Raw genomic sequence first — 23,512 nt, forward strand, 5'->3', positions numbered from 1 at the left:
TTTTCTTGAAAAGCCAGCGGGTGCTGCCCCTACTGCTGTCGCTGCTGCTCGGCCTGGGCGGCTGTGCCAGCGTCAGCCAGCCACGGGAAATCAGCCAGGCCCTGCCGGCCAGCGAGTCGTCGTTCGGCCGCTCAGTACAGCGCCAGGCCTCGGCCTATGACGGACGCTCGGGGTTTCGCCTGCTGCCCAACAGCAACGAAGCCTTCCGCGCCCGCGCCGAACTGATCCGCAACGCCCGGTCGAGCATCGACCTGCAGTATTACATCGTCCACGACGGCCTGAGCACCCGCGCCCTGGTGCATGAACTGCTGCAAGCCGCCGACCGCGGCGTACGGGTGCGCATCCTGCTCGATGACACCACCAGTGACGGCCTCGACGAACTGATGGGCACCCTGGCCGCGCATCCGAACATCCACATCCGCGTGTTCAACCCGTTACACCTGGGCCGCAGCACCGGCGTGACCCGGGCCATGGGCCGACTGTTCAACCTGTCGCTGCAGCATCGGCGCATGCACAACAAGCTGTGGCTGGTGGACAACAGCATGGCCATCGTCGGCGGGCGCAACCTGGGAGATGAGTATTTCGATGCCGAACCCAACCTGAACTTCACCGACATCGACTTGCTCGGCGTCGGCCCGGTGGCCGAGCAATTGGGGCACAGCTTCGATCAATACTGGAACAGCGCCTTGAGCAAGCCCATTGGCGACTTCCTGCTCACCCAACCGGACGCTCGCGACTTGCGCGAAAGCCGTCAGCGCCTGGAGGCCTCACTGGCTGAAGCACGGATCAAGCGCCAGGCACTCTATGACCGGCTGATGGCCTACCAGACCCGGCCGCGCCTGGATGTGTGGCGCAACGAGCTGATCTGGGCCCATAACCAGGCGCTCTGGGACGCGCCGAGCAAGGTCCTGGCCCGCGATGAGCCCGACCCGCAGTTGTTGATGACTCAGCAACTGGCGCCCGACCTGAACAATGTCCAGCACGAACTGATCCTGATCTCGGCCTACTTCGTGCCCCGCGAGTCCGGCTTGCTCTACCTGACCAGCCATGCCGACAAAGGCGTATCGGTGAAGTTGCTGACCAACTCGCTGGAAGCCACCGATGTACCGGCGGTGCACGGCGGCTACGCCCCCTATCGCAAGGCACTGCTCGAGCACGGCGTGCATCTGTATGAACTGCGCCGCCAGCCGGGCGATCCGAGCGCAAGCCGCAGGATCAATTTGCGCGGCAGCTCCGACTCCAGCCTGCACAGCAAGGCGATCGTCTTCGATCGCAAGAAGACCTTCATCGGTTCGTTCAACTTCGACCCGCGCTCGGTGCTGTGGAACACCGAGGTCGGCGTGCTGGTCGACAGCCCGGAGCTGGCCGAGTACACCCGCGAACTGGCTGCCCAAGGCATGGCCCCGGCCCTCAGCTACCAGCCGCAACTGGTCGATGGCCAACTGGTCTGGGTGACCGAAGACAACCACCGCCTGCACACCCTGACCACCGAGCCCGGCGGCGTCTGGCGGCGCTTCAACGCCTGGATCAGCAAGGCCGTGGGCCTGGAGAAGATGCTCTAGACCGGGGCCGGTTCGAAAGCATTGGGCCGCCGTGCAAGCAGCACCAGGCCAAACGCGCCCAAAGCCATGAACAGCGGCAGCGCATGCCCACTGACCCACTGGCTGCCCGCCCCTGCCGCCAGCGGCCCGATCAGGCAACCGATGCCCCACAGCTGCGCAACGTGGGCATTGGCGCGAACCAGCGCGTCGTCACGGTAACGCTCGCCAATCAGCACCAGCGACAAGGTGAACAGGCCGCCAGCACTGGCGCCGAACAGCACCCACAGCGGCCAGATCAGCGGCGTTTGCAGCAGCAGCGGAATCGCCAGGCTTGAAGCCAGCAGGGTCAATGCGCAACCACTGAACAGCGTGCGCCGCGACATGCGGTCGGCCAACGCGCCAATCGGCAACTGCAGCAGCGCATCACCGACCACTACGGTGCTGACCATGAACAGGGCGATTTCGGTGGTGAAACCCTGCTGCAGGCAGTAGACCGGCAGCAAGGTCAGAATCATGGCCTCGAAGGCAGCAAACAAAGCAATGGCCCAGGCGATCACTGGCAAGCGCCGACAGAAGCCGAACAGGTCCGCGAAGGTCACACTGCAGGATTCGGCACTGGGCGCGCCATCGCGGCCGAGCAGTACCAGCGGCGCGGCAATCAGCAGGCCGGCACCGAGCCAGAAGCCCAGGTCATCTTCCGAGCCCACGACGCCGAGCAACAGCGGCCCGGCCAACTGGCTCAGGGCATAGCTGCTGCCATACAGTGCCACCAGACGTCCGCGCCACTGTTCGACCACCAGCTGGTTGATCCAGCTTTCGCCAAGAATGAAGACGATGGTCAGGATCACCCCGATCAGCAAGCGCAGGGCCAGCCATAACGGATAACTGGGTAGCAGCGCCAGCAGGCCGATGGAAAACGCCCCGGCCCACAGGCACAGGCGCATCAGCCCCGGCGTGCCGAAGCGCGCAGCCAGACGGCTGGAAAGGCTGGCACCGACCAGCACGCCAATGGCCGGCATTGCCGCCATCACGCCGATAGCAAAGCTGCCGTAGCCCCAGCCCTCCAGGCGTAACGACACCAGCGGCATACTGACGCCCAAGGCCAGACCGACACTGAGCACGGCCGCCAGCACGGCGAAATAGGTTCCCCAACGCATCGGCGTCTTCCTTCCAAAAAAATCGCGGGGCAAGCCCGCTCCCACACTGTGGAAGAGGGCTTGCCCCGCGACAGGTCCGCCAGGACTTACAGTTTGATCCAGGTCGCTTTCAGCTCGGTGTACTTGTCCAGCGCATGCAGCGACTTGTCGCGGCCGTTGCCCGACTGTTTGAAGCCGCCGAACGGCGCGGTCATGTCGCCGCCATCGTACTGGTTGACCCACACGCTACCGGCACGCAGGGCCTTGGCGGTCAGGTGCGCCTTGGAGATGTCGGCGGTCCACACACCGGCAGCCAGGCCGTACGGGGTGTCGTTGGCGATGTTGATCGCTTCTTCGGTGGAGTCGAAGGTGATGACCGACAGCACCGGGCCGAAGATCTCTTCCTGGGCGATCTTCATGGCATTGGTCACGCCGTCGAAGATAGTCGGTTCGACGTAGGTGCCGCCGGTTTCCTCGAGAATGCGCTTGCCGCCCACCAGCAGCTTGGCGCCATCGCTGTGGCCAGCGTCGATGTAGGACAGCACGGTGTTCATCTGCTGGGTATCGACCAGGGCACCGACGGTGGTGGCTGGGTCCAGCGGGTTGCCCGGCTTCCAGGCCTTGAGTGCTTCGAGCACCAGCGGCAGGAACTTGTCCTTGATCGAGCGCTCGACCAGCAGGCGCGAACCTGCGGTGCAGACTTCGCCCTGGTTGAAGGCGATGGCGCTGGCAGCGGATTCGGCAGCGGCGTTGAGGTCCGGGGCGTCAGCGAAGACGATGTTCGGGCTCTTGCCGCCGGCTTCCAGCCAGACGCGCTTCATGTTCGACTCGCCAGCGTAGATCATCAACTGCTTGGCGATCTTGGTCGAACCGGTGAACACCAGGGTATCGACGTCCATGTGCAGGGCCAGGGCCTTGCCGACGGTGTGACCATAGCCTGGCAGCACGTTGAGCACGCCGGCCGGGATACCAGCCTCGATCGCCAGTTGGGCGATGCGGATGGCGGTCAGTGGCGATTTTTCCGAAGGCTTGAGCACCACCGAGTTACCGGTGGCCAGCGCCGGGCCGAGCTTCCAGCAGGCCATCAGCAGCGGGAAGTTCCACGGCACGATGGCCGCAACCACGCCCACCGGCTCACGGGTCACCAGACCCAGCTGATCATGCGGGGTGGCGGCGACTTCGTCGTAGATCTTGTCGATCGCTTCACCGTTCCAGCTCAGGGCCTGGGCGGCACCTGGCACGTCGATGTTCAGCGAGTCGCTGATCGGCTTGCCCATGTCCAGGGTTTCCAGCAGGGCCAGCTCTTCGACGTTCTGCTTGAGCAGGCCGGCGAAACGAATCATGGTGGCCTTGCGCTTGGCCGGGGCCAGGCGCGACCAGACGCCGGAGGCGAAGGTGGCACGGGCATTTTCCACGGCGCGGTTGGCATCGGCCTCGTCGCAGCTGGCGATCTGCGCCAGGAGGCGTCCGTCGACCGGGCTGAGGCACTCGAACGTGGCGCCGGAAACGGCAGCGGTGTATTCACCATTGATGAAAGCACGGCCTTCGATCTTCAGTTGCTGGGCACGTTGTTCCCAGTCCGCACGAGTCAGGGTGGTCATACGAAACTCCTCCTCTTGTTAAGGTGCAGTGCCGCACGAGGGCTTGGGGGCACTGTCGAAAATTCTGGCTGGGCGACACACGCGCACAGGCACCTGCCACCCTAAACCACCGGCGCCCTAATTTTCAATATATTTGACATAATCACACCAAACACCTACTGATGTTCATTTTATTAAACAACAAAAAGGGGACCCGACCATGCGCATTAGCCAGATCATCGACTTTGCCCAGGTGCTGACCGAGGCCGAGCGCTACCGCCCCGCCGCAGAAAAGGTGCTCAAGGGCGATCCCGAGCAGGCGGTCTACAACCACTACTCCAGCCCGTGCTCACAGTTTCATGCGGGCGTCTGGGAAGGCGCGGTCGGGCAATGGACCGTCAATTACACCGAACATGAGTATTGCGAGATCGTTCAAGGCGTCTCGGTACTTCGTGATGAGGACGGCGGGGCAAAAACCCTGCGCGCTGGCGACCGCTTCGTGATCCCGGCGGGCTTCAAGGGCACCTGGGAAGTGCTGGAACCGTGCCGCAAGATCTATGTGATGTTCGAGCAGAAATAAATATCTACCGCTCGAGCAGGACTTGTCCAACAGAGCATGGCGTTGCCCAACCGGGCATTCAATCAATCGAAGGAAGCAACGTCATGACCAACGAAGAAGCCCTGCAACAGATCGATCACCTTATCGGCACCCGCTATGTACCTAGCGTCAAAGCCTACGTCAGTGAGTTGACCGGTCGTGACCGCGTCGTCGGCATCAATGACCGCTCGACTCGCGAGTATGATCCGGAGCGGATTCAGATCGAGGGGGATGCGGACGGCAAGATTAAATCGTTCGCCTTCAACTGATCGACAGCCGGGCTTAGGCCCTGGTACCGAAAAAGCGGCATAAAAAAAAGGGCCCGTATCCTGAGATACGGGCCCTTTTTTCGTCAGCCGGATCAATTACTTGATCTTGGCTTCCTTGTAGATCACGTGCTTGCGAACAACCGGATCGAATTTTTTGATTTCGATTTTGTCCGGAGTGGTGCGCTTGTTCTTGTCGGTGGTGTAGAAGTGGCCGGTATTAGCGGTCGACACCAGACGGATCAATTCACGCATGATTCTCTCCCTTAGACCTTAGCGCCGTTACGGCGAATGTCGACCAGAACGGCATCGATGCCGCGCTTGTCGATGATGCGCATGCCTTTGGCAGATACGCGCAGACGCACGAAACGCTTCTCGGACTCGACCCAGAAGCGATGATGCTGCAGGTTCGGCAGGAAACGACGACGGGTTTTGTTGTTTGCGTGGGAAATGTTATTCCCGGTTACCGGACCCTTACCGGTAACTTGACAGACTCTCGACATGCCTCAGCCCTCTAAAACCACATGCCCAACCCGGCATGGGTTGGCCGCTTAATCTCTCAGTCTTTGGCGCCAGGCGCCGTGTTTCTTCAGGGTCTTATCGACTCGGTCAGCAGATGCGACAAGCCGAGCCCCTAGAAAAGAGCGCTGCTTTATACCAGAAAGACCAGAGCACAACAACAGAAGATGTGCTTTGACTTGCTGTTCGACACGCCGGAGCAGCATAACCACTGGCCCGGCCGGCTGTCGACCGCCCGTCGCCCGATCGGCAAAAAAGGATATGGTCATTTGCCTCACGGCACACTAGGGTAGGACTTTTCCAGACTGCATTGGCAGATGGGCCATCGATCAGCCAAGGAATCCCCATGCGCGCTGCCGTTCTACCCCTGTTGTTCGCCACCCTGCTCGGCCCGGCTTTCGCCCAGGCGGCTGCGCTGAGCGTATGCACCGAAGCCAGCCCCGAAGGCTTCGACGTGGTCCAGTACAACTCGCTGACCACCACCAATGCCTCGGCCGATGTATTGATGAACCGCCTGGTCGAGTTCGACGCACGCCAGGGCCAGGTAGTGCCGAGCCTGGCGCAAAGCTGGACGGTGTCGCCGGACGGCCTGATCTACGAGTTCAAGCTGCGCCCGGGGGTGAAATTCCACAGCACCGGCTACTTCAAGCCCAATCGCAACCTGGACGCCGACGACGTGCTGTTCAGCTTCCAGCGCATGCTCTACCCCGCCCATTCCTGGCACAAGATCGCCCAGAGCGGCTACCCGCACGCCCAGTCACTGCAGCTGCCCAGCCTGATCAAGCAGATCGAGGCGGTAGACCCGCTGACCGTGCGCTTTACCCTCGATCACCCCGACGCCACTTTCCTGGCCACCCTGAGCATGGGCTTTGCCTCGATCTACTCCGCCGAGTACGCCGACCAACTGCTCAAGGCCGGTACTCCGGAGAAGCTCAACAGCCAGCCAATCGGCACCGGGCCTTTCGTGTTCAATCGCTTCCAGAAGGACGCGGTAATCCGCTACCGGGCCAACCCGGACTACTTTGCCGGCAAGCCTGGGGTTGATCCACTGATCTTCGCCATCACCCCCGACGCCAACGTGCGCCTGCAAAAACTCAAGCGCAACGAGTGCCAGATCGCCCTGTCGCCAAAACCGCTGGATATCGCCGCGGCCGGCGAGGATCCGACCCTGAAGGTAGAAAAGACCGAAGCCTTCATGACTGCTTTCGTCGCCATCAATAGCCAGCACGCGCCCCTGGACAAGCCGGAGGTGCGCCAGGCCATCAACCTCGCCTTCGACAAGGCCAGCTACCTCAAGGCTGTGTTCGAAGATACCGCCGTTGCCGCCAATGGTCCGTACCCACCCAACACCTGGAGCTACGCCAAGGACCTGCCCGGCTATCCGGCCAACCTCGACAAGGCCCGGGCGCTGCTGACCAAGGCCGGCCTCAAGGACGGCTTCAGCACCACCATCTGGACCCGCCCGCAAGGCAGCCTGCTCAACCCCAACCCCAGCCTTGGCGCTCAGTTATTGCAGGCAGACCTGGGTAAAATCGGCATCAAGGCCGAAATCCGCGTGATCGAATGGGGCGAGCTGATCCGCCGGGCCAAGGCCGGCGAGCACGACCTGCTGTTCATGGGCTGGGCCGGCGACAACGGCGACCCGGACAACTTCCTCAGCCCACAGTTTTCCTGCGCGGCGGTCAAGTCCGGGACCAACTTCGCCCGCTACTGCGATCAGCGCCTCGACCAGCTGATCAGCGCCGGCAAGACCACCAACGACCAGAGCGTGCGCAGTCGCCTGTACCAGCAGGCCCAGACGCTGATCCAGCAGCAGGCCTTGTGGCTGCCCCTGGCCCACCCGACGGCCGCCGTGCTGGCCCGCAAGGATGTCCAGGGTTATCAGGTCAGCCCGTTCGGCCGCCAGGACTTTGCCGGGGTCAGTACCTCGCGTTAAAGCCAGCCGTGCTCAGCCATCGACAGCGGCTCGCCGTCGCCGATGACGAAATGGTCGAGCACGCGGACTTCGATCATGTCCAGGGCCTTGGTCAGGCGCCGGGTCAGCACCAGGTCGGCATCGCTGGGCTCGCTCACACCCGAGGGATGGTTGTGGCAGAGGATCAACGCCGCAGCGTTGTGCGCCAGGGCCCGCTTGATCACTTGCCGGGGATAGACGCTGGCGCTGTTGATCGAACCCTGGAACAGCGCCTCGAAGGCCAGCACCCGGTGCTTGCTGTCGAGAAACAGGCAACCGAACACTTCGTGCGGCTCGTGGCGCAGACACGCCTTGAGGTAATCCTTGACCGCTTGCGGGCTCTGCAAGGCTGAATCGCGCCGCAGGCGCTCAGCCAGGTGGCGCCGGGACATTTCCAGCACGGCTTGCAACTGGGCGAACTTCGCCGGCCCCAGCCCGAGTTCGCCGTTGAAGCTGCGGCTGTCAGCCTCGAGCAGCCCGCGCAAGCTGCCGAAGCGCCCGAGCAAATGCCTGGCCAGGTCGACCGCGCTACGCCCACGCACGCCCGTGCGCAGAAAGATCGCCAGCAGCTCAGCATCCGACAGGCTGCCCGCCCCCGACTCCAACAGTTTTTCCCGCGGTCTTTCCGCCGCAGGCCAGTCCCTGATACTCATGACAATTCCCTCTGTCTTTCGGTTACTGCTCCCGGTTTGAGCCCTGTGCTACATTAGCCGCTCATTTTTACGCGACGAACCGGCCTGGGGAGGCGTCGTCGCCGCGTGTAATCACTGAGCAAAAGGCAAGCCTATGCAGCGGCTGTATCGGAAGCGCATCGTTCTCGGCGTCGGCGGCGGCATTGCCGCCTACAAGAGTGCCGAGCTGGTTCGCCGACTCCTGGAACACGGCGCCCAAGTACGCGTCGTCATGACCCGTGGCGGCGCCGAATTCATCACCCCACTGACCATGCAGGCCTTGTCCGGGCATCCGGTGCACATGGACCTATTGGACCCTGCTGCCGAAGCGGCGATGGGCCATATCGAACTGGCCAAGTGGGCCGACCTGGTGCTGATTGCCCCAGCCACCGCCGACCTGCTCGCGCGCCTGGCACAGGGTGTTGCCGACGATCTGCTGACCACCCTGGTACTGGCTACCGACGCCACTGTGGCCGTGGCCCCGGCGATGAACCAGGCGATGTGGCGCGACCCGGCCACCCAGGCCAACCTGGAGCTGCTGCAAAGCCGTGATATCCAGGTGTTCGGCCCGGCCTCCGGCAGCCAGGCCTGTGGCGACGTGGGCCTGGGCCGCATGCTCGAAGCCACTGACCTGGCCTGGTGCGCCGCCGAGACCTTCAAGCGCGAGTCGCTGACCGGCAAGCACGTGCTGATCACTGCTGGCCCGACCCAGGAAAACATCGACCCGGTGCGCTACATCACCAACCACAGCTCGGGGAAAATGGGCTTTGCCCTGGCCGAAGCGGCTGTCGAAGCCGGCGCCAAGGTAACCCTGGTCACCGGCCCGGTGAACTTGCCAACGCCCGATCGTGTCACCCGCATCGACGTGGTCAGCGCCCGCGACATGCTCGCCGCCTGCGAAGCGGCCATACCCTGCGATGTGTTCATCGCTTCGGCAGCAGTCGCAGACTACCGCCCAGAGGTTGTGGCCCCGCAAAAACTCAAGAAAGACCCTACGACAGGTGACGGCCTGCTGCTGCAGATGGTCCGTAATCCGGACATTCTCGCCAGCATCTCCACCCGCCCCGATCGCCCGTTCAGCGTCGGCTTTGCCGCCGAGACCGAACACTTGCTCGATTACGCCGCGCGCAAGCTCAAGGACAAGAACCTCGACCTGATTGTCGCCAACGATGTGGCCAACCCCAGCATCGGCTTCAACAGCGAGGAGAACGCCTGCAGCGTCATCGACCGTCAACTTCACGCAACTATTTTCGCGCAGACCAGCAAGGGCAAGATCGCCCGCCAGCTGGTCGCTTTCATCGCCGAACGTCTCAACCAGGTTTAATTTCGCATGCACGCTCTACAAGCCAAGATTCTCGATCCACGCATCGGCAGCGACTTCCCGCTGCCACAGTACGCCACCCCGGGTTCGGCCGGCCTCGACCTGCGCGCCATGCTCAAGCAAGACACCGTCCTCGAGCCTGGCCAGACCCTGCTGATCCCTACCGGCCTGTCGGTCTACATCGGTGATCCGGGCCTGGCGGCACTGATCCTGCCGCGCTCGGGCCTTGGCCACAAACACGGTATCGTCCTCGGCAACCTGGTCGGCCTGATCGACTCCGACTACCAGGGCGAGCTGATGGTTTCCTGCTGGAACCGCGGCCAGACCCCGTTCACCATCGCCATCGGCGAGCGCATCGCACAGCTGGTGCTGGTACCGGTGGTACAGGCGCATTTCGATATCGTCGAAGCCTTCGACGAAAGCCAGCGCGGCGCTGGCGGTTTCGGCCATTCCGGTAGCCATTGATCCGTCGGTTGCCCAGCGCGAGCCAAGGATGGCGAACTCTCTGGCGAAATGGCCGTCAAAGCGTTCAGTTTGAGCCTGCCCTGCACGCCCTCTAAATTGGAGCTCCCCAGAGATGAACGACATGGCACACCTGGTACCTGTACTTCCCGCCAGCATCTTCCGCGCTTATGACATCCGTGGCGTGGTCGGTGACACCCTCACCGCCGAAACCGCCTACTGGATCGGTCGCGCCATCGGCGCACAAACCCTCGCCCAGGGTGAACCGAACATCTCGGTCGGCCGTGACGGCCGCCTGTCCGGGCCGATGCTGGTCGAGCAACTGATCAAGGGCCTGGTCGAAGCCGGCTGCAAGGTCAGCGATGTCGGCCTGGTACCGACCCCTGCCCTGTACTACGCCGCCAACGTGCTGGCCGGCAAGTCCGGGGTGATGCTCACCGGCAGCCACAACCCGCCGAATTACAACGGCTTCAAGATCGTCATAGCCGGCGACACCCTGGCCAACGAACAGATCCAGGCGTTGTTGACCCGCCTGCAAAGCAACGACCTGAGCCGTGGCGAAGGCAGCGTCGAGAAAGTCGAAATCCTCGATCGCTACTTCAAGCAGATCACCGGTGATATCAAGCTGGGGAAAAAGCTCAAGGTGGTCGTCGACTGCGGCAACGGTGCGGCCGGCGTGATCGCTCCCCAGCTCATCGAAGCCCTGGGCTGCGAGATGATCCCGCTGTTCTGCGAGGTTGATGGCAACTTCCCCAACCACCACCCGGACCCAGGCAAACCTGAGAACCTGGTCGACCTGATTGCCAAGGTCAAGGAAACCGGTGCCGACCTGGGCCTGGCCTTCGACGGCGATGGCGACCGCGTCGGCGTGGTAACCAACACCGGCAGCATCGTCTACCCGGACCGCCTGCTGATGCTGTTCGCTCAGGACGTACTTGAGAGAAATCCGGGCGCCGAGATCATCTTCGACGTCAAATGCACCCGTCGCCTGACCCCGTTGATCGAGCAATACGGTGGCCGCGCACTAATGTGGAAGACCGGCCACTCGTTGATCAAGAAAAAGATGAAGCAGACCGGTGCTTTGCTCGCAGGCGAGATGAGCGGTCACATCTTCATCAAGGAGCGCTGGTATGGTTTTGACGACGGCATTTACAGCGCCGCACGCCTGCTGGAAATCCTCAGCAAGGCCAAAACCGATGCCGAACAGCTGTTTGCTGCGTTCCCGAACGATATTTGCACGCCGGAAATCAATATTGATGTGACCGACGAGGGTAAATTCAGCATCATTGATGCACTGCAACGCAACGCCGACTGGGGCAACGACGCCAACCTGACCACCATCGATGGTGTGCGGGTCGACTACCCCCACGGCTGGGGCCTGGTTCGCGCCTCCAACACCACGCCGGTGTTGGTATTGCGCTTCGAGGCCGACAACGACGCCGAACTGCAGCGTATCAAAGAGGTATTCCGCGCCCAACTGAAGCGCGTTGCCCCTGACCTGCAACCCAAGTTCTGACCGACCCCCTGTTCCAACTGGAGCCCTGCATGACCCTCGATCGCGATGCCGCCACCCATGTCGCCCAGGTTTTGTCCGAAGCGCTGCCTTACATTCGCCGCTTTGTCGGCAAGACCCTGGTGATCAAATACGGCGGCAACGCGATGGAGAGCGAAGAGCTCAAAACCGGTTTTGCCCGCGATGTGGTGCTGATGAAAGCCGTCGGCATCAACCCGGTGGTGGTGCACGGCGGCGGCCCGCAAATCGGTGACCTGCTCAAGCGCCTGTCGATCGAAAGCCACTTCATCGATGGCATGCGCGTTACCGACGCGCAAACCATGGACGTGGTGGAGATGGTCCTCGGCGGCCAGGTCAACAAGGACATCGTCAACCTGATCAACCGTCATGGCGGCAGCGCCATCGGCTTGACCGGTAAGGATGCCGAGCTGATCCGCGCGAAGAAGCTCACCGTCACCCGTCAGACGCCAGAGATGACCACCCCGGAAATCATCGACATCGGTCATGTGGGTGAAGTGGTCGGGGTCAACACCGACCTGCTCAACATGCTGGTCAAAGGCGACTTCATCCCGGTGATCGCGCCAATCGGCGTGGGCGCCAATGGCGAGTCGTACAACATCAACGCCGACCTGGTGGCAGGTAAAGTGGCCGAAGCGCTGAAGGCTGAAAAGCTGATGCTGCTGACCAACATCGCCGGCCTGATGGACAAGCAAGGCACCGTGCTCACCGGCCTGACCACCGAGCAGGTCAACGAACTGATCGCCGACGGCACCATCTACGGCGGCATGCTGCCGAAGATCCGCTGCGCACTGGAAGCGGTGCAAGGCGGGGTCAACAGCTCGCACATCATCGATGGCCGGGTGCCAAACGCGGTGCTGCTGGAGATCTTCACCGACAGCGGTGTGGGTACCCTGATTACCAATCACAAGCCGCGTTAAACCCTTTCGCGGGTCAAGCCCGCTCCTACAGAGCCTGTGGGAGTGGGCTTGACCCGCGATGAGGCACAAAAAAAGGCGACCCTATGGTCGCCTTTTTTTATTGGCTTCAGATACCGTACTGCGCCCGGTAGGCCTCGACGGCCGGCAAGTGCTGCTTGAGCGCCGGGTCGTCGGCGAGGAACTCCAGCACCTGGGTCAGCGAGACGATGCTCACCACCGGGATGCCGAAGTCACGCTCGACTTCCTGGATCGCCGACAGCTCACCGTTGCCGCGCTCCTGGCGGTTCAGTGCGATCAGCACGCCAGCAGCCTTGGCTTGCTGACCCTGGATGATCTGCATGACTTCGCGGATGGCAGTGCCGGCAGTGATCACGTCGTCGATGATCAGTACATCGCCGGTCAGCGGCGCGCCGACCAGGCTACCGCCTTCACCATGGGCTTTGGCCTCTTTGCGGTTGAAGCACCATGGCAGGTCGAGGTCATGGTGCTCGGCAAGGGCCACGGCAGTGGCTGCCGCCAGGGGGATACCCTTGTAGGCCGGGCCAAACAGCACGTCGAAGGGGATCTTGCTGTCGACGATCGCCGCAGCATAGAAACGCCCGAGCTGAGCCAGGGCCGAGCCGCTGTTGAACAGGCCGGCATTGAAGAAGTACGGGCTGGTGCGCCCGGACTTGAGGGTGAATTCACCGAAGCGCAGAACCCCGCGGTCGATGGCAAAACGAATGAAGTCGCGCTGATACGGCTGCATGAAGAGTCCCGGATACCACGGATTTAGCTAATTGAGTACAGCTCGGGTATCATACACGCACGAGATTTTTGGGGCCATTTATGCGGATCATCAGTGTGAACGTTAATGGCATTCAGGCTGCCGTTGAGCGTGGTTTGCTCAGCTGGCTACAAGCCCAGAATGCTGACGTCATCTGCCTTCAGGATACCCGCGCCTCGGCCTTTGAACTCGACGACCCAGCTTTCCAGCTCGATGGCTACTTCCTTTATGCCTGCGACGCAGAAGTTCCCGCCCAAGGCGGCGTGGCACTTTATTCGCGGTTGCAGCCCAAGGCAGTCATCAGCGGCCTGGGCTTCGAGACAGCCGACCGCTACGGACGTTACCTGCAGGCCGATTTCGACAAGGTAAGTATCGCAACCCTGTTGCTACCTTCGGGAATGAACGGCGATGAAGACTTGAACCAGAAGTTCAAGTTGATGGACGACTTCGCCAAGTACCTGGACAAGCAACGGCGCAAGCGTCGTGAATACATCTATTGCGGCTCGTTGTACGTGGCGCAGCAGAAACTCGACGTCAAGAACTGGCGAGATGGCCAGCAATCTCCAGGCTTCCTGGCGCCGGAACGCGCCTGGATGGACGAGATTGTCGGCAACATGGGTTATGTCGATGCCCTGCGCGAAGTCAGCCGTGAAGGCGACCAGTACAGCTGGTGGCCAGACAACGAGCAAGCCGAGATGCTCAACCTGGGCTGGCGCTTCGACTACCAGTTGCTGACCCCGGGCCTGCGCCGTTTCGTGCGCAGCGCACGCCTGCCACGCCAGCCGCGCTTTTCTCAGCACGCGCCGCTGATCGTGGACTACGACTGGACGCTGACCATCTGATTTGCTCAGCCACAAAAAAGCCGACTTCGCGTCGGCTTTTTTGTCACTGCAACATTCAGCTGATCATTATTTGATCGGCCGCCAGGTCAACGGGTAGCGATAAGGCTGGCCGTCATTGGCCTTGACCCCGGCCATGATGGTCAGGATCAGCACGGCGATCATCAGCATGCCGAACAACACCACACCGATCAGCACGAACATCAGCACGGCGCAGATGATCGAGGCAATGAACACGGTGATCTGAAAGTTCAACGCTTCCTTGCCCTGGGCATCGACAAACGGATCGACGTCCTTCTTCCAGATCCACATCACCAACGGCCCCAACAGGCTACCGAAGGGAAAGACCAGGCCCAACAGCGCGGCCAGGTGGCAGAACATTGCCCACTGCCGCACTTCGGCATTGGGGGTAGGCAACTGCAACGGCTGCTCGGTCATATTCTGCTCCTTGCCCGGGTTGAATTCAGTCAGCCAGCGAGGCTTGCTGCAGTTCGAACAGGTCGACCATGCCTTTTTGCGCCAATGCCAACATGGCATTGAGCTCTTCCGGCTGGAATGGCGCGCCTTCGGCAGTGCCCTGGACTTCAATGAAACCGCCCTGGCTGGTCATCACCACGTTCAGATCGGTCTCGGCGGCCGAGTCTTCGAGGTAATCCAGGTCGAGCACCGGCTCACCCTGGTACATGCCCACCGAAACGGCAGCGATCATGTGCTTGAGCGGGTCGCCGCCCTTCAGGCCGCCACGCTTCTTGACCACGCGCAGAGCGTCGACCAGGGCAACCATGGCGCCGGTGATCGATGCGGTGCGGGTGCCGCCGTCGGCCTGGATCACGTCGCAGTCGACGTACAGGGTGATGTCGCCCAGCTTGCTCATGTCCAGCGCGGCGCGCAGGGAACGGCCGATCAGGCGCTGGATTTCGAGGGTGCGCCCGCCTTGCTTGCCACGGCTGGCTTCGCGCTGGTTACGCTCGCCGGTGGAGCGCGGCAACATGCCGTATTCGGCAGTCAGCCAGCCCTGGCCCTGACCTTTGAGGAAGCGCGGGACACCGTTCTCGACACTGACGGTACAGATGACTTTGGTGTCACCGAACTCGACCAGTACTGACCCCTCGGCGTGTTTGGTGTAGTTGCGGGTGATGCGGATCGAGCGAAGCTGATCGGCAGCGCGACCACTTGGACGTTTCATTTGGGATACCTGTACTGGACTTGAATCTGCCCAGCATTATAGAGCGCGCCGGGCGATGAGGACATGTCTATTGTCGCAGGCCCCGAAACAGACGGCCCAGGGCCGCAGGTCGGGTTTTTCCGGGAACGGCCCAAGGGTTTGTAACATCAGTGGATTGGGAGCCAGCGCTGCACTGCGCTACAATCCTGCGCCTTCAGCCGTTGGCTTTCCTTCATCTATTGCGCGAGGTACTTCCCATGGTGCACAGCATGACCGCTTTTGCTCGTGTCGAGCGCGCCGGTAGCCGGGGCACCCTGATCTGGGAACTGCGCTCGGTCAATCATCGCTACCTGGAGCCGCACCTGCGCCTGCCAGAAGCCTTCCGCGACCTCGAAGGTGCTGTGCGCGAGAGCTTGCGCCAGGGCCTGTCGCGCGGCAAGGTCGAGTGCACCCTGCGCTTCAACGAAGAAAATAACGGCAAGGCCCTGCAGATTGATCGCGAGCGCGCCGCGCAATTGGTTGCCGCCGCCGAGACAGTCGCCAGCCTGATCAAGCAGCCAGCACCGCTCAATCCGCTCGAAGTACTGGCCTGGCCGGGCGTGCTGGTGGCTGATGCCGCCGACCCGCAGGCGCTCAACAGTGAAGCCATGGCCTTGTTCGAAGAGGCCCTGAACGAACTGAAGAATGGCCGTAACCGCGAAGGCGCCGAGCTGGCCCGATTGATCAACGAGCGCCTGGACAACATGGCCAGCGAGGTCACCACCCTGCGCGTCCTGGTACCGCAGATGCTCGCCGCCCAACGGCAGAAGATCCTCGACCGCTTCAGTGACATGCAGGCCGAGCTCGACCCGCAGCGCCTGGAACAGGAAATGGTCCTGCTGGCGCAAAAGAGCGACGTTGCCGAAGAACTCGACCGCTTGAGCACCCACGTCACCGAAGTGCGCCGGGTGCTCAAGTCCGGCGGCGCCGCCGGCCGGCGCCTGGACTTCCTGATGCAGGAGCTCAACCGCGAAGCCAACACCCTGGGCTCCAAAGCCTTCGACCCACGCAGCACCCAGTCCGCGGTCAACCTCAAGGTACTGATCGAGCAGATGCGTGAACAAGTACAGAACATTGAGTAAGGCCACCCCGACCATGAATCACAGCAGCGGCACCCTTTATATCGTTTCGGCCCCCTCCGGCGCCGGCAAGACCAGCCTGGTCAAAGCCCTGATCGACGCTGACAACAGCATCCAGGTATCGGTCTCGCACACCACCCGGGCCATGCGCCCGGGCGAAGTGCACGGCGTGAACTACCACTTCGTCGAGCATACCGAGTTCAAGCTGATGATCGAGCAAGGCGACTTCCTCGAGCAGGCCGAGGTCTTCGGTAACTTCTACGGGACTTCGCGCAGCGCGCTGCAGCAGGCCCTTGACCAAGGCCGGGACCTGATCCTCGAGATCGACTGGCAAGGCGCCCAGCAGGTACGCAAGCTGATGCCCGAGGCGCGATCGATCTTCATCCTGCCGCCGACCCAGGAGGCCCTGCGCCAGCGCCTGACCAACCGCGGCCAGGACAGCGACGAGATCATCGAAGGACGGATGCGTGAAGCGGTGAGCGAAATGAGTCACTACGACGAATATGACTTCGTCATCATCAATGATGACTTCGCCACGGCACTGGAAGACCTCAAGGCGGTGTTCCGCGCCAATCGCTTGCTGCAGGCCAATCAGCAGCAACGTCATGGCCAGCTGCTCAAGCAATTGCTTGCCTGAGCAACCGGCACCTCCAGCCGCTTAACGGCGGCTGGAGACCGTGGCGTGACGGTGCAAGGTCATGCCCAGGAAGAACGCCGGCGCACGCAGGCGGGACAGCATCATCAGCACCAGTCCGAGCACGGTGATGATCATTGCGATCACGAACACCAGTCCCAACCCACCCACATGCGAACCGCTGCCGAACGACGGCGAAGCGCTGTCGATGGCCGTCTGCAGGAAGATCACCGAAAGGATGCCGCCGCCGAGCAGCGGGCACAGGCCGCGCATCAGGAAGTGACGCAGGCTGTCGAACAGGCTGTGGCGGAAGTACCAGACACAGGCGTAGGCGGTCAGCGAATAGTAGAAGCAGATCATCATGCCCAGGGCGGTGATGGTGTCAGCCAGGACGTTCTCGCTGAGGGTGCGCATGGTCACGTAGAACACGCCTGCTGCAACGCCAGCGCAGATGGTGGCATAACGCGGGGTTTTCGAACGCGGGCAGACACTGGCGAAACGCTCAGGCACGGCCCCGTAGTAACCCATGGCCAGCAGCGTACGTGCTGGCGACACGAAGGTGGACTGCAGCGAGGCAGCAGTGCTGGCCAACACAGCGATCGACATCAGGATCGCCAACGGGCCCATGACCGGACCTGCCAGGTGAGCGAAGACGTTTTCCTGGATGCGCGGGTTGTTCAAGCCCAGGCCAATATCACCGATACCGGCAAACTGCAGCGTGGCAATCGCCGTGACCAGGTACAGGCCGAGAATCAACAGTACCGTCAGAGTGGCCGCGCGGCCGGGGGTGTCACCGCTACCTACCGACTCTTCACTGATGCTCAGGCACACGTCCCAGCCCCAGAAGATGAAGATCGACAGCGACAGGCCGGCGGTAAAAGCCGAGAACGATTCAACGCCGAAGGGGTTGAACCAGTCCAGGTCGAACGCCAGCGGCGGCGTCGCCGAAGACTCGCCAAACGCAGCCATGGCAAAGCCCACCAGCACCACCAGCTGCAATGCCACCAGGCCGTACTGCACGGTCATGGTCGTGGCGATGCCGCGGCAACAGATCCACACCGCCATGGCGATGAACACGCAACAGGTGACCACATTGATCAGCAAGTTGTCGCTGAGCGCAGCCACCTCGTGGCTGCCGGTGATCTGCCCAAGGAATAGATAGAAGAAGTCGACGGCCACCCCGGCCAGGTTGGACAGCACGATGGTGGTCGCAGTGACCAGCCCCCAGCCGCCGATCCAGCCGATCATCGGGCCGAAGGCCCGCGCCGACCAGGTAAAGGAAGTACCGCTGTCCGGCTCGGCCGCGTTCAGTTCGCGGTAACCCAGGGCCACCAGCAGCATCGGCAGGAAGCCAACGATGAATACCGCCGGCAGGTGAGCCCCGACTTCACGCACGGTCGGTCCCAGCGCGCCGGTCAGGGTATAGACCGGGGCGATGGTGGAGATGCCCAGCACGATGCTGGCCAGCAGTCCGAGCCGGCCCTTGGCCAGCCCCTTGGATCGCCCGCCCTCACCTGGGGACAGGCCTGCTTTGTGTTCACTCATGAGTAGTTGCCGCCAATATTGGTATTGTTTTTCAGGACGCCCCGCAGGGTGTCCGCTTTCACTCACTGAAACCTGTTGCGTGGTACTTCAAGCCCGGATCAACCGGTTGACCTCATAGGGTCTTCTCCCGGATCTGCTCGCCCATGGCATGGGCCAGGCATGCCTCACGGAACGCCTGGAACAGGCGCAGCGAGACCGGGTTGTCGGCAAAGCGGTACTCGGGGTGCCATTGCACACCGACCACAAAGCCTGGGGCGTCATCCATGGACACCGCCTCGATCAGTCCATCGGGGGCCAATGCCTCGGCTCGCAAGCCTTCAGCCAGGCGATCGATACCCTGGCTGTGCAGCGAATTGACCATGAAGCTGTGCTCCATCCCCAGGCGCTCGAACAGCCCGCCGGGCTGGACAGTAACCAGGTGACGGGGGCTGTATTGTTCTTCCAGCGGGGCATCCTGCGGCTCGCGATGATCCAGGTAACCAGGCAGCTCCTGCACCCGCTGGTGCAGGGTGCCGCCGAGGGCCACGTTGAGTTCCTGGAATCCGCGGCAGATGCAGAACACCGGCACGCCGTCGGCAATCGCGGCCTGCAGCAGCGGCAGGGTCAGCCGATCGCGAAACACGTCGTGCCTGGTCCCTTCCACGCTGGGGGCGCCATTGTAATGATGCGGCTCGACATTTGAAGGCGAACCGGTAAAAAGAATGCCATCGAGCCGCTCTAATACGCGGCGCGGGTCGCTGGGCTCGGCCCGTGCCGGGAGGATCAGCGGGATCCCGGCAAAACCTGCGGCCTCGACATATTTGTCGCCAACGGTGTGCGACGAGTTCTTGCCCAGTTGCTGGCGGCAAGCGGAAACGCCAATCAAAGGCGGCATTGCGGCGGTAGTTTGCATGGGTTCACCCTCCCTTACAGCTTGATCCAGGTCGCCTTGAGTTCGGTGTATTTGTCGAAAGCGTGCAGCGATTTGTCCCGGCCATTGCCCGACTGCTTGAAGCCGCCGAACGGCGCGGTCATGTCGCCGCCGTCGTACTGGTTGACCCAGACGCTGCCAGCACGCAGGGCGCGAGCGGTGTTGTGGGCGCGGGAAATGTTGCTGGTCCATACCGCCGCGGCCAGGCCGAAAGGCGAGTCGTTGGCGATGGCGATGGCTTCTTCGGCGCTGTCGAAAGTGATCACCGACAGCACCGGGCCGAAAATTTCTTCGCGGGCGATACGCATGGCATTGGTGACGCCGTCGAAGATCGCCGGCTGCACGTAAACACCGCAGGTGTCTTCCAGGACACGCTCGCCGCCAATGACCAGGGTGGCACCGTCAGCCTTGCCGGCTTCGATGTAACCCAGCACGGTATCCAGCTGGGTGGTGTCCACCAGGGCGCCGACGCGGGTGTCCGGGTCCAGCGCATGGCCGGGTTTCCAGGCCTTGAGGGCTTCGACCACCATCGGCAGGAAGCGCGCCTTGATGCTGCGCTCGACCAGCAGGCGCGAACCGGCAATGCATACCTCGCCCTGGTTGAAGGCAATGGCGCTGGCCGCAGCTTCGGCGGCGGCCTGCAGGTCCGGGGCGTCGGCGAAGACGATGTTCGGGCTCTTGCCACCGGCTTCGAGCCAGACCCGCTTCATGTTCGACTCACCGGCGTAGACCATCAGCTGCTTGGCGATACGGGTGGAGCCAGTGAACACCAGGGTGTCGACGTCCATGTGCAGGGCCAGGGCCTTGCCGACGGTGTGGCCGTAGCCTGGCAGCACGTTGAGGACGCCGGCCGGCAGGCCCGCTTCGATCGCCAGTTGGGCGATACGAATGGCGGTCAGCGGCGATTTTTCGGACGGCTTGAGGATCACCGAGTTACCGGTGGCCAGGGCCGGGCCGAGTTTCCAGCAGGCCATCATCAGTGGAAAGTTCCACGGAACAATGGCCGCGACCACGCCGACCGGCGAGCGGGTGACCAAACCCAGCTGGTCGGACGGGGTCGCAGCAACTTCGTCGTAAATCTTGTCGATGGCTTCGGCGTTCCAGCGAATGGCGTTGGCCGCCGCCGGAATGTCGATGCTCAGGGAATCGGCAATCGGCTTGCCCATGTCCAGGGTTTCCAGCAATGCCAGTTCTTCGGCGTTTGCCAGCAGCAAATCAGCAAAGGCGATCAGCACCCGCTTGCGCTGGGCCGGGGCCTGGTTGGCCCAGACACCACTGTCGAAACTGCGCCGGGCAGCGGCCACCGCACGTTCGGCGTCGGCGCTGTCACAGCTGGCGATGTGCGCCAGTTGGCGGCCGTCGACCGGGCTTGTGCACTCGAAGGTCTCGCCAGACACACTGGTGCAGTACTGGCCGTCGATAAAGGCACGGCCTTCGATGTTCAGGCCCTGGAAAAGCTGTTCCCAGTGTTGGCGTGGTGCTGTTGTCATTGTTGTTCTCTCCGGCGTCACACCGTGTGCAGGTACCAGTTGTATTCGAGGTCGGAAATCGACACCTCGAACTCGGCCATCTCGCTTTCCTTGCAGGCGACAAAAATATCGATGTAGTCAGGGCTGATGTACTTGTTCAGCACTTCACTGTCATCGAGCTCTCGCAGCGCATCGCGCAGGTTGTTCGGCAGGCTCTGTTCCAGTTGCTCGTAAGAGTTGCCTTCGATAGGCGCTCCCGGCTCGATCTGGTTGGTCAGGCCGTGATGGATACCGGCGAGAATCGCCGCCATCATCAGGTACGGGTTGGCGTCAGCACCGGCGACACGGTGCTCGATGCGCACGGCATCGCTGCTGCCGGTCGGCACGCGGACCGCTACGGTGCGGTTGTCCAGCCCCCAGCTTGGTGCGTTGGGCACATAGAACTGGGCACCGAAACGGCGGTAGGAGTTGATGTTCGGGCAGAGGAAGGCCATCGATGCCGGCATGGTCTCCAGCACGCCGCCGATAGCGTGGCGCAGGGTCTCGCTTTGCTCGGGGTCTTCGCTGGTGAAGATGTTCTTGCCGGTTTTCTTGTCCAGCAACGAGATGTGCACGTGCAGGCCGTTGCCCGCCTGGCCCGGATAGGGCTTGGCCATGAAGGTGGAATCCATTTCATGGTCGTAGGCGATGTTCTTGATCAGGCGCTTGAGCAACACTGCGTAGTCGCAGGCCTTCATCGGGTCGGCGACGTGGTGCAGGTTGACCTCGAACTGCGCCGGGGCGCTTTCCTTGACGATCGCATCCGCCGGGATGCCCTGCTCTTTGGCCGCTTCGAGCATGTCCTGCAGGCAATCGACGTATTCGTCGAGATCGTCGATCAGGTACACCTGGGTCGACTGCGGGCGCTTGCCGGAGATCGGCGAACGCGGCGGTTGCGGACGGCCGTTGAGGTTGTCCTGGTCGATCAGGTAGAACTCGAGCTCAAACGCCGCGCAGATATCCAGGCCCAGCGCATCGAACTTCTCCACCACACTGCGCAGCACTTCCCGCGGGTCGGCGAAGAACGGCGTGCCGTCCAGCTCGTGCATGGTCATCAGCAATTGCGCGGTCGGGCGCTTCTGCCAGGGCTCGTAGGCCAGGGTGCCGGGGATCGGATAGCAGATGCGGTCGGCATCGCCGATGTCCAGGCCCAGGCCGGTGCTTTCGACGGTCGAGCCGTTGATGTCCAGGGCAAACAGCGAAGCCGGCAGGTTGATACCTTTTTCGTAGACTTTAACCAGGCTTGCACGCTCGATGCGCTTGCCGCGCACCACGCCGTTCATGTCTGCAATCAGCAGATCGACAAATTGCACCTCAGGGTGGGCCTGGAGAAATTCGCCCATCTCATCGAGAGGGATGGCGCACGGGGAGACCGACGTCATGGCTAGGCATCCTTTGATTTTTTATCGAACGACATGGAGGAGGTACTACTGCGCTATCGGGAGCGGCGATGGTTTCATTTGTTCTTTTAAGTGGTCCCATCGTGGGGAACAGCTGAACGCCGTGGCTTCGCACGGACGTTCCAGATTTATCTGACAACGTCGCGACTTGATTCACGACTGCCGCCTCACTATAGAATGGCCCCCACGCAACAGACATTGGCATTTAGGCAAGCAAAGAGTGCATCCATGCAATATCAGATCAGCCACGCCGACCTTTCACTGGTGCTCGCCCTGGTCCGCGGCCGCTCCCTGGCCAAGGCCGCTGAGCTGCTGAAGGTCGATGTATCGACTGTTTTTCGTTCGATCCGGCGCATGGAAGCCGCCCTGGGTACCGCGTTGTTCGTCAAAAGCCGCAAGGGTTACATCCCCACCGGCACCGCCCAGGCCCTGGCCGAGCAGGCCGAGCGCGCCGAACAGGCGCTGGATGCCGCGCGCGTGGCACTGGAGCATGGTGAACAGGTGGTCAGCGGCACAGTGCGCCTGACCTGCACCGACGCCGTGCTGCACAGCCTGCTGCTGCCGGCGCTGGCCGAGTTCATGCCAGCGTATCCCGCACTGTCGCTGGAGCTGGCGACCTCCAATACCTTTGCCAACCTCAGCCGGCGGGATGCCGACCTGGCCCTGCGCCTGACCAATACGCCGCCGGAGCATCTGGTCGGACGTTGCCTGGGGGCGGCGTCCTACGTGATCTGTGGGCGCGAGGAGTTTCGTGAACGCCTGACTGAAAACCCTGCCAGCGTGGCCTGGATCGCCCCGGACGACGCCATGCAGGATCACCCGACCGTGGTCTGGCGCAGCGAGCACATGCCCGGGGTGATGCCCAAATACCGCTGCAGCGGGATTTCGGCAATTGCCCAACTGGTCAGTGCCGGCCTGGGCGTTGCCGCCCTGCCCGACTACATGGCCCATACCCTGCCGGGGGTGGAGCAGTTGAGCGATCCGCTGCCCGGTTGCGATACCGAACTGTGGCTGCTGACCCGGCCGGATTGCCGGGCCTTGCGTTCGGTACAGACGCTGTTCGACGAATTGACCCCGCGCCTGCGTGACGCCTTGGGTCGCCAGTGAAATCGTCCTCGCGGGGCAAGC

23 protein-coding genes and 1 pseudogene are annotated in these 23,512 nt (G+C 62.4%); 12 read left to right on the forward strand and 12 right to left on the reverse strand.

Going from position 1 to position 23,512, the window contains the following annotated elements; all coding sequences use genetic code 11:
* Positions 1-5 precede the first annotated feature (5 nt).
* A complete protein-coding gene (locus LOY45_RS26160) occupies positions 6-1,562 on the forward strand; it encodes a phospholipase D family protein (RefSeq protein ID WP_258578576.1) in 1,557 nt (518 codons plus the stop codon).
* Here LOY45_RS26160 and LOY45_RS26165 read toward each other — a convergent pair.
* Together LOY45_RS26165 and LOY45_RS26170 are read right to left on the reverse strand one after the other, a co-directional pair.
* Complete coding sequence (locus LOY45_RS26165) at positions 1,559-2,698, reverse strand: MFS transporter (RefSeq protein ID WP_115084682.1); 1,140 nt, start codon at positions 2,696-2,698, stop codon at positions 1,559-1,561. The two genes, LOY45_RS26160 and LOY45_RS26165, sit on opposite strands and share 4 nt — an antisense overlap.
* An 86-nt stretch (positions 2,699-2,784) precedes the next feature.
* On the reverse strand, positions 2,785-4,278 hold the full coding sequence (locus tag LOY45_RS26170; RefSeq protein ID WP_115084681.1) for an aldehyde dehydrogenase: 1,494 nt from the start codon (positions 4,276-4,278) through the stop codon (positions 2,785-2,787).
* Positions 4,279-4,477: 199 nt separating this feature from the next.
* On the opposite strand from LOY45_RS26170, the gene LOY45_RS26175 reads away from it, so the two are divergent.
* Together LOY45_RS26175 and LOY45_RS26180 are read left to right on the forward strand one after the other, a co-directional pair.
* A complete protein-coding gene (locus tag LOY45_RS26175; protein ID WP_258578577.1) occupies positions 4,478-4,837 on the forward strand; it encodes a cupin domain-containing protein in 360 nt (119 codons plus the stop codon).
* 83 nt (positions 4,838-4,920) lie between these two features.
* Positions 4,921-5,124: a hypothetical protein gene (locus LOY45_RS26180; protein ID WP_134065208.1), complete on the forward strand. Its 204-nt coding sequence runs from the start codon at positions 4,921-4,923 to the stop codon at positions 5,122-5,124.
* 96 nt (positions 5,125-5,220) lie between these two features.
* Here the strand turns inward: LOY45_RS26180 and rpmG are convergent, their stop codons facing one another.
* Positions 5,221-5,376, reverse strand: a complete 156-nt coding sequence (gene rpmG, locus LOY45_RS26185) for a 50S ribosomal protein L33 (RefSeq protein WP_010225867.1) — start codon at positions 5,374-5,376, stop codon at positions 5,221-5,223.
* A gap of 11 nt (positions 5,377-5,387) precedes the next feature.
* Complete coding sequence (gene rpmB, locus LOY45_RS26190) at positions 5,388-5,624, reverse strand: 50S ribosomal protein L28 (RefSeq protein WP_010225868.1); 237 nt, start codon at positions 5,622-5,624, stop codon at positions 5,388-5,390.
* 362 nt (positions 5,625-5,986) lie between these two features.
* On the opposite strand from rpmB, the gene LOY45_RS26195 reads away from it, so the two are divergent.
* Positions 5,987-7,576, forward strand: coding sequence for an ABC transporter substrate-binding protein (locus LOY45_RS26195; RefSeq protein ID WP_258578578.1), 1,590 nt, complete (start codon positions 5,987-5,989; stop codon positions 7,574-7,576).
* Here the strand turns inward: LOY45_RS26195 and radC are convergent.
* Positions 7,573-8,247: a RadC family protein gene (radC, locus tag LOY45_RS26200; RefSeq protein WP_115084677.1), complete on the reverse strand. Its 675-nt coding sequence runs from the start codon at positions 8,245-8,247 to the stop codon at positions 7,573-7,575. The two genes, LOY45_RS26195 and radC, sit on opposite strands and share 4 nt — an antisense overlap.
* A gap of 133 nt (positions 8,248-8,380) precedes the next feature.
* On the opposite strand from radC, the gene coaBC reads away from it, so the two are divergent.
* From coaBC to argB, 4 genes and pseudogenes are all read left to right on the forward strand, one after another.
* The gene (gene coaBC / locus LOY45_RS26205) at positions 8,381-9,589 is read left to right on the forward strand and encodes a bifunctional phosphopantothenoylcysteine decarboxylase/phosphopantothenate--cysteine ligase CoaBC (RefSeq protein WP_115084676.1); all 1,209 of its coding nucleotides are present in this window, start codon (positions 8,381-8,383) and stop codon (positions 9,587-9,589) included.
* A gap of 6 nt (positions 9,590-9,595) precedes the next feature.
* On the forward strand, positions 9,596-10,051 hold the full coding sequence (gene dut, locus LOY45_RS26210) for a dUTP diphosphatase (RefSeq protein ID WP_134065210.1): 456 nt from the start codon (positions 9,596-9,598) through the stop codon (positions 10,049-10,051).
* 136 nt (positions 10,052-10,187) lie between these two features.
* Positions 10,188-11,564: pseudogene (locus LOY45_RS26215) on the forward strand (phosphomannomutase/phosphoglucomutase); the annotation flags it as partial.
* Between the two features lie 29 nt (positions 11,565-11,593).
* Complete coding sequence (gene argB, locus LOY45_RS26220) at positions 11,594-12,499, forward strand: acetylglutamate kinase (RefSeq protein ID WP_115084673.1); 906 nt, start codon at positions 11,594-11,596, stop codon at positions 12,497-12,499.
* A gap of 106 nt (positions 12,500-12,605) precedes the next feature.
* Here argB and pyrE read toward each other — a convergent pair whose 3' ends face one another.
* Positions 12,606-13,247 carry an orotate phosphoribosyltransferase gene (pyrE, locus tag LOY45_RS26225; protein WP_010225878.1) on the reverse strand — a complete coding sequence of 214 codons (642 nt, stop codon included), beginning with the start codon at positions 13,245-13,247 and terminating at the stop codon, positions 12,606-12,608.
* Between the two features lie 80 nt (positions 13,248-13,327).
* Here pyrE and LOY45_RS26230 point away from each other — a divergent pair, with 80 nt between their 5' ends.
* Positions 13,328-14,107 (forward strand): exodeoxyribonuclease III, encoded by a 780-nt coding sequence (locus LOY45_RS26230; RefSeq protein ID WP_010225880.1) that lies wholly within the window; start codon positions 13,328-13,330, stop codon positions 14,105-14,107.
* A 66-nt stretch (positions 14,108-14,173) separates the two neighbouring features.
* Here LOY45_RS26230 and LOY45_RS26235 read toward each other — a convergent pair whose 3' ends face one another.
* Positions 14,174-14,542: a DUF4870 domain-containing protein gene (locus LOY45_RS26235; RefSeq protein WP_115084672.1), complete on the reverse strand. Its 369-nt coding sequence runs from the start codon at positions 14,540-14,542 to the stop codon at positions 14,174-14,176.
* Between the two features lie 25 nt (positions 14,543-14,567).
* Positions 14,568-15,290 carry a ribonuclease PH gene (rph, locus tag LOY45_RS26240; protein WP_115084671.1) on the reverse strand — a complete coding sequence of 241 codons (723 nt, stop codon included), beginning with the start codon at positions 15,288-15,290 and terminating at the stop codon, positions 14,568-14,570.
* Between the two features lie 236 nt (positions 15,291-15,526).
* On the opposite strand from rph, the gene LOY45_RS26245 reads away from it, so the two are divergent.
* Both LOY45_RS26245 and gmk read left to right on the forward strand, forming a co-directional pair.
* Positions 15,527-16,390, forward strand: a complete 864-nt coding sequence (locus tag LOY45_RS26245) for a YicC/YloC family endoribonuclease (RefSeq protein WP_115084670.1) — start codon at positions 15,527-15,529, stop codon at positions 16,388-16,390.
* Positions 16,391-16,403: 13 nt separating this feature from the next.
* Complete coding sequence (gene gmk, locus LOY45_RS26250) at positions 16,404-17,024, forward strand: guanylate kinase (protein WP_115084669.1); 621 nt, start codon at positions 16,404-16,406, stop codon at positions 17,022-17,024.
* 21 nt (positions 17,025-17,045) lie between these two features.
* Here the strand turns inward: gmk and LOY45_RS26255 are convergent, their stop codons facing one another.
* From LOY45_RS26255 to LOY45_RS26270, 4 genes are all read right to left on the reverse strand, one after another.
* Positions 17,046-18,566: an APC family permease gene (locus LOY45_RS26255; RefSeq protein WP_115084668.1), complete on the reverse strand. Its 1,521-nt coding sequence runs from the start codon at positions 18,564-18,566 to the stop codon at positions 17,046-17,048.
* A 112-nt stretch (positions 18,567-18,678) separates the two neighbouring features.
* Positions 18,679-19,458, reverse strand: a complete 780-nt coding sequence (locus tag LOY45_RS26260; RefSeq protein WP_258578580.1) for a gamma-glutamyl-gamma-aminobutyrate hydrolase family protein — start codon at positions 19,456-19,458, stop codon at positions 18,679-18,681.
* 14 nt (positions 19,459-19,472) lie between these two features.
* Complete coding sequence (locus tag LOY45_RS26265) at positions 19,473-20,966, reverse strand: aldehyde dehydrogenase (RefSeq protein WP_115084666.1); 1,494 nt, start codon at positions 20,964-20,966, stop codon at positions 19,473-19,475.
* Positions 20,967-20,983: 17 nt separating this feature from the next.
* Positions 20,984-22,366: a glutamine synthetase family protein gene (locus LOY45_RS26270; protein ID WP_010225896.1), complete on the reverse strand. Its 1,383-nt coding sequence runs from the start codon at positions 22,364-22,366 to the stop codon at positions 20,984-20,986.
* Between the two features lie 246 nt (positions 22,367-22,612).
* Between LOY45_RS26270 and LOY45_RS26275 the strand changes: the two genes are divergently transcribed.
* Positions 22,613-23,491: a LysR family transcriptional regulator gene (locus LOY45_RS26275; protein WP_115084665.1), complete on the forward strand. Its 879-nt coding sequence runs from the start codon at positions 22,613-22,615 to the stop codon at positions 23,489-23,491.
* The last annotated feature ends 21 nt before the right edge of the window (positions 23,492-23,512 follow it).

The organism is Pseudomonas wadenswilerensis (assembly GCF_024749185.1).
In the GTDB taxonomy this organism is placed as follows: Bacteria; Pseudomonadota; Gammaproteobacteria; order Pseudomonadales; family Pseudomonadaceae; genus Aquipseudomonas; species Aquipseudomonas wadenswilerensis.

What these genes read in the sequence shown, in the direction of transcription:
- LOY45_RS26165 (WP_115084682.1), bottom strand. Translation starts at nt 2,698, where the DNA reads ATGCGTTGGGGAACCTATTTCGCCGTGCTGGCGGCCGTGCTCAGTGTC.
- LOY45_RS26170 (WP_115084681.1), bottom strand. Translation starts at nt 4,278, where the DNA reads ATGACCACCCTGACTCGTGCGGACTGGGAACAACGTGCCCAGCAACTG.
- LOY45_RS26175 (WP_258578577.1), top strand. Translation starts at nt 4,478, where the DNA reads ATGCGCATTAGCCAGATCATCGACTTTGCCCAGGTGCTGACCGAGGCC.
- LOY45_RS26180 (WP_134065208.1), top strand. Translation starts at nt 4,921, where the DNA reads ATGACCAACGAAGAAGCCCTGCAACAGATCGATCACCTTATCGGCACC.
- rpmG (WP_010225867.1), bottom strand. Translation starts at nt 5,376, where the DNA reads ATGCGTGAATTGATCCGTCTGGTGTCGACCGCTAATACCGGCCACTTC.
- rpmB (WP_010225868.1), bottom strand. Translation starts at nt 5,624, where the DNA reads ATGTCGAGAGTCTGTCAAGTTACCGGTAAGGGTCCGGTAACCGGGAAT.
- LOY45_RS26195 (WP_258578578.1), top strand. Translation starts at nt 5,987, where the DNA reads ATGCGCGCTGCCGTTCTACCCCTGTTGTTCGCCACCCTGCTCGGCCCG.
- radC (WP_115084677.1), bottom strand. Translation starts at nt 8,247, where the DNA reads ATGAGTATCAGGGACTGGCCTGCGGCGGAAAGACCGCGGGAAAAACTG.
- coaBC (WP_115084676.1), top strand. Translation starts at nt 8,381, where the DNA reads ATGCAGCGGCTGTATCGGAAGCGCATCGTTCTCGGCGTCGGCGGCGGC.
- dut (WP_134065210.1), top strand. Translation starts at nt 9,596, where the DNA reads ATGCACGCTCTACAAGCCAAGATTCTCGATCCACGCATCGGCAGCGAC.
- argB (WP_115084673.1), top strand. Translation starts at nt 11,594, where the DNA reads ATGACCCTCGATCGCGATGCCGCCACCCATGTCGCCCAGGTTTTGTCC.
- pyrE (WP_010225878.1), bottom strand. Translation starts at nt 13,247, where the DNA reads ATGCAGCCGTATCAGCGCGACTTCATTCGTTTTGCCATCGACCGCGGG.
- LOY45_RS26230 (WP_010225880.1), top strand. Translation starts at nt 13,328, where the DNA reads ATGCGGATCATCAGTGTGAACGTTAATGGCATTCAGGCTGCCGTTGAG.
- LOY45_RS26235 (WP_115084672.1), bottom strand. Translation starts at nt 14,542, where the DNA reads ATGACCGAGCAGCCGTTGCAGTTGCCTACCCCCAATGCCGAAGTGCGG.
- rph (WP_115084671.1), bottom strand. Translation starts at nt 15,290, where the DNA reads ATGAAACGTCCAAGTGGTCGCGCTGCCGATCAGCTTCGCTCGATCCGC.
- LOY45_RS26245 (WP_115084670.1), top strand. Translation starts at nt 15,527, where the DNA reads ATGGTGCACAGCATGACCGCTTTTGCTCGTGTCGAGCGCGCCGGTAGC.
- gmk (WP_115084669.1), top strand. Translation starts at nt 16,404, where the DNA reads ATGAATCACAGCAGCGGCACCCTTTATATCGTTTCGGCCCCCTCCGGC.
- LOY45_RS26255 (WP_115084668.1), bottom strand. Translation starts at nt 18,566, where the DNA reads ATGAGTGAACACAAAGCAGGCCTGTCCCCAGGTGAGGGCGGGCGATCC.
- LOY45_RS26260 (WP_258578580.1), bottom strand. Translation starts at nt 19,458, where the DNA reads ATGCAAACTACCGCCGCAATGCCGCCTTTGATTGGCGTTTCCGCTTGC.
- LOY45_RS26265 (WP_115084666.1), bottom strand. Translation starts at nt 20,966, where the DNA reads ATGACAACAGCACCACGCCAACACTGGGAACAGCTTTTCCAGGGCCTG.
- LOY45_RS26270 (WP_010225896.1), bottom strand. Translation starts at nt 22,366, where the DNA reads ATGACGTCGGTCTCCCCGTGCGCCATCCCTCTCGATGAGATGGGCGAA.
- LOY45_RS26275 (WP_115084665.1), top strand. Translation starts at nt 22,613, where the DNA reads ATGCAATATCAGATCAGCCACGCCGACCTTTCACTGGTGCTCGCCCTG.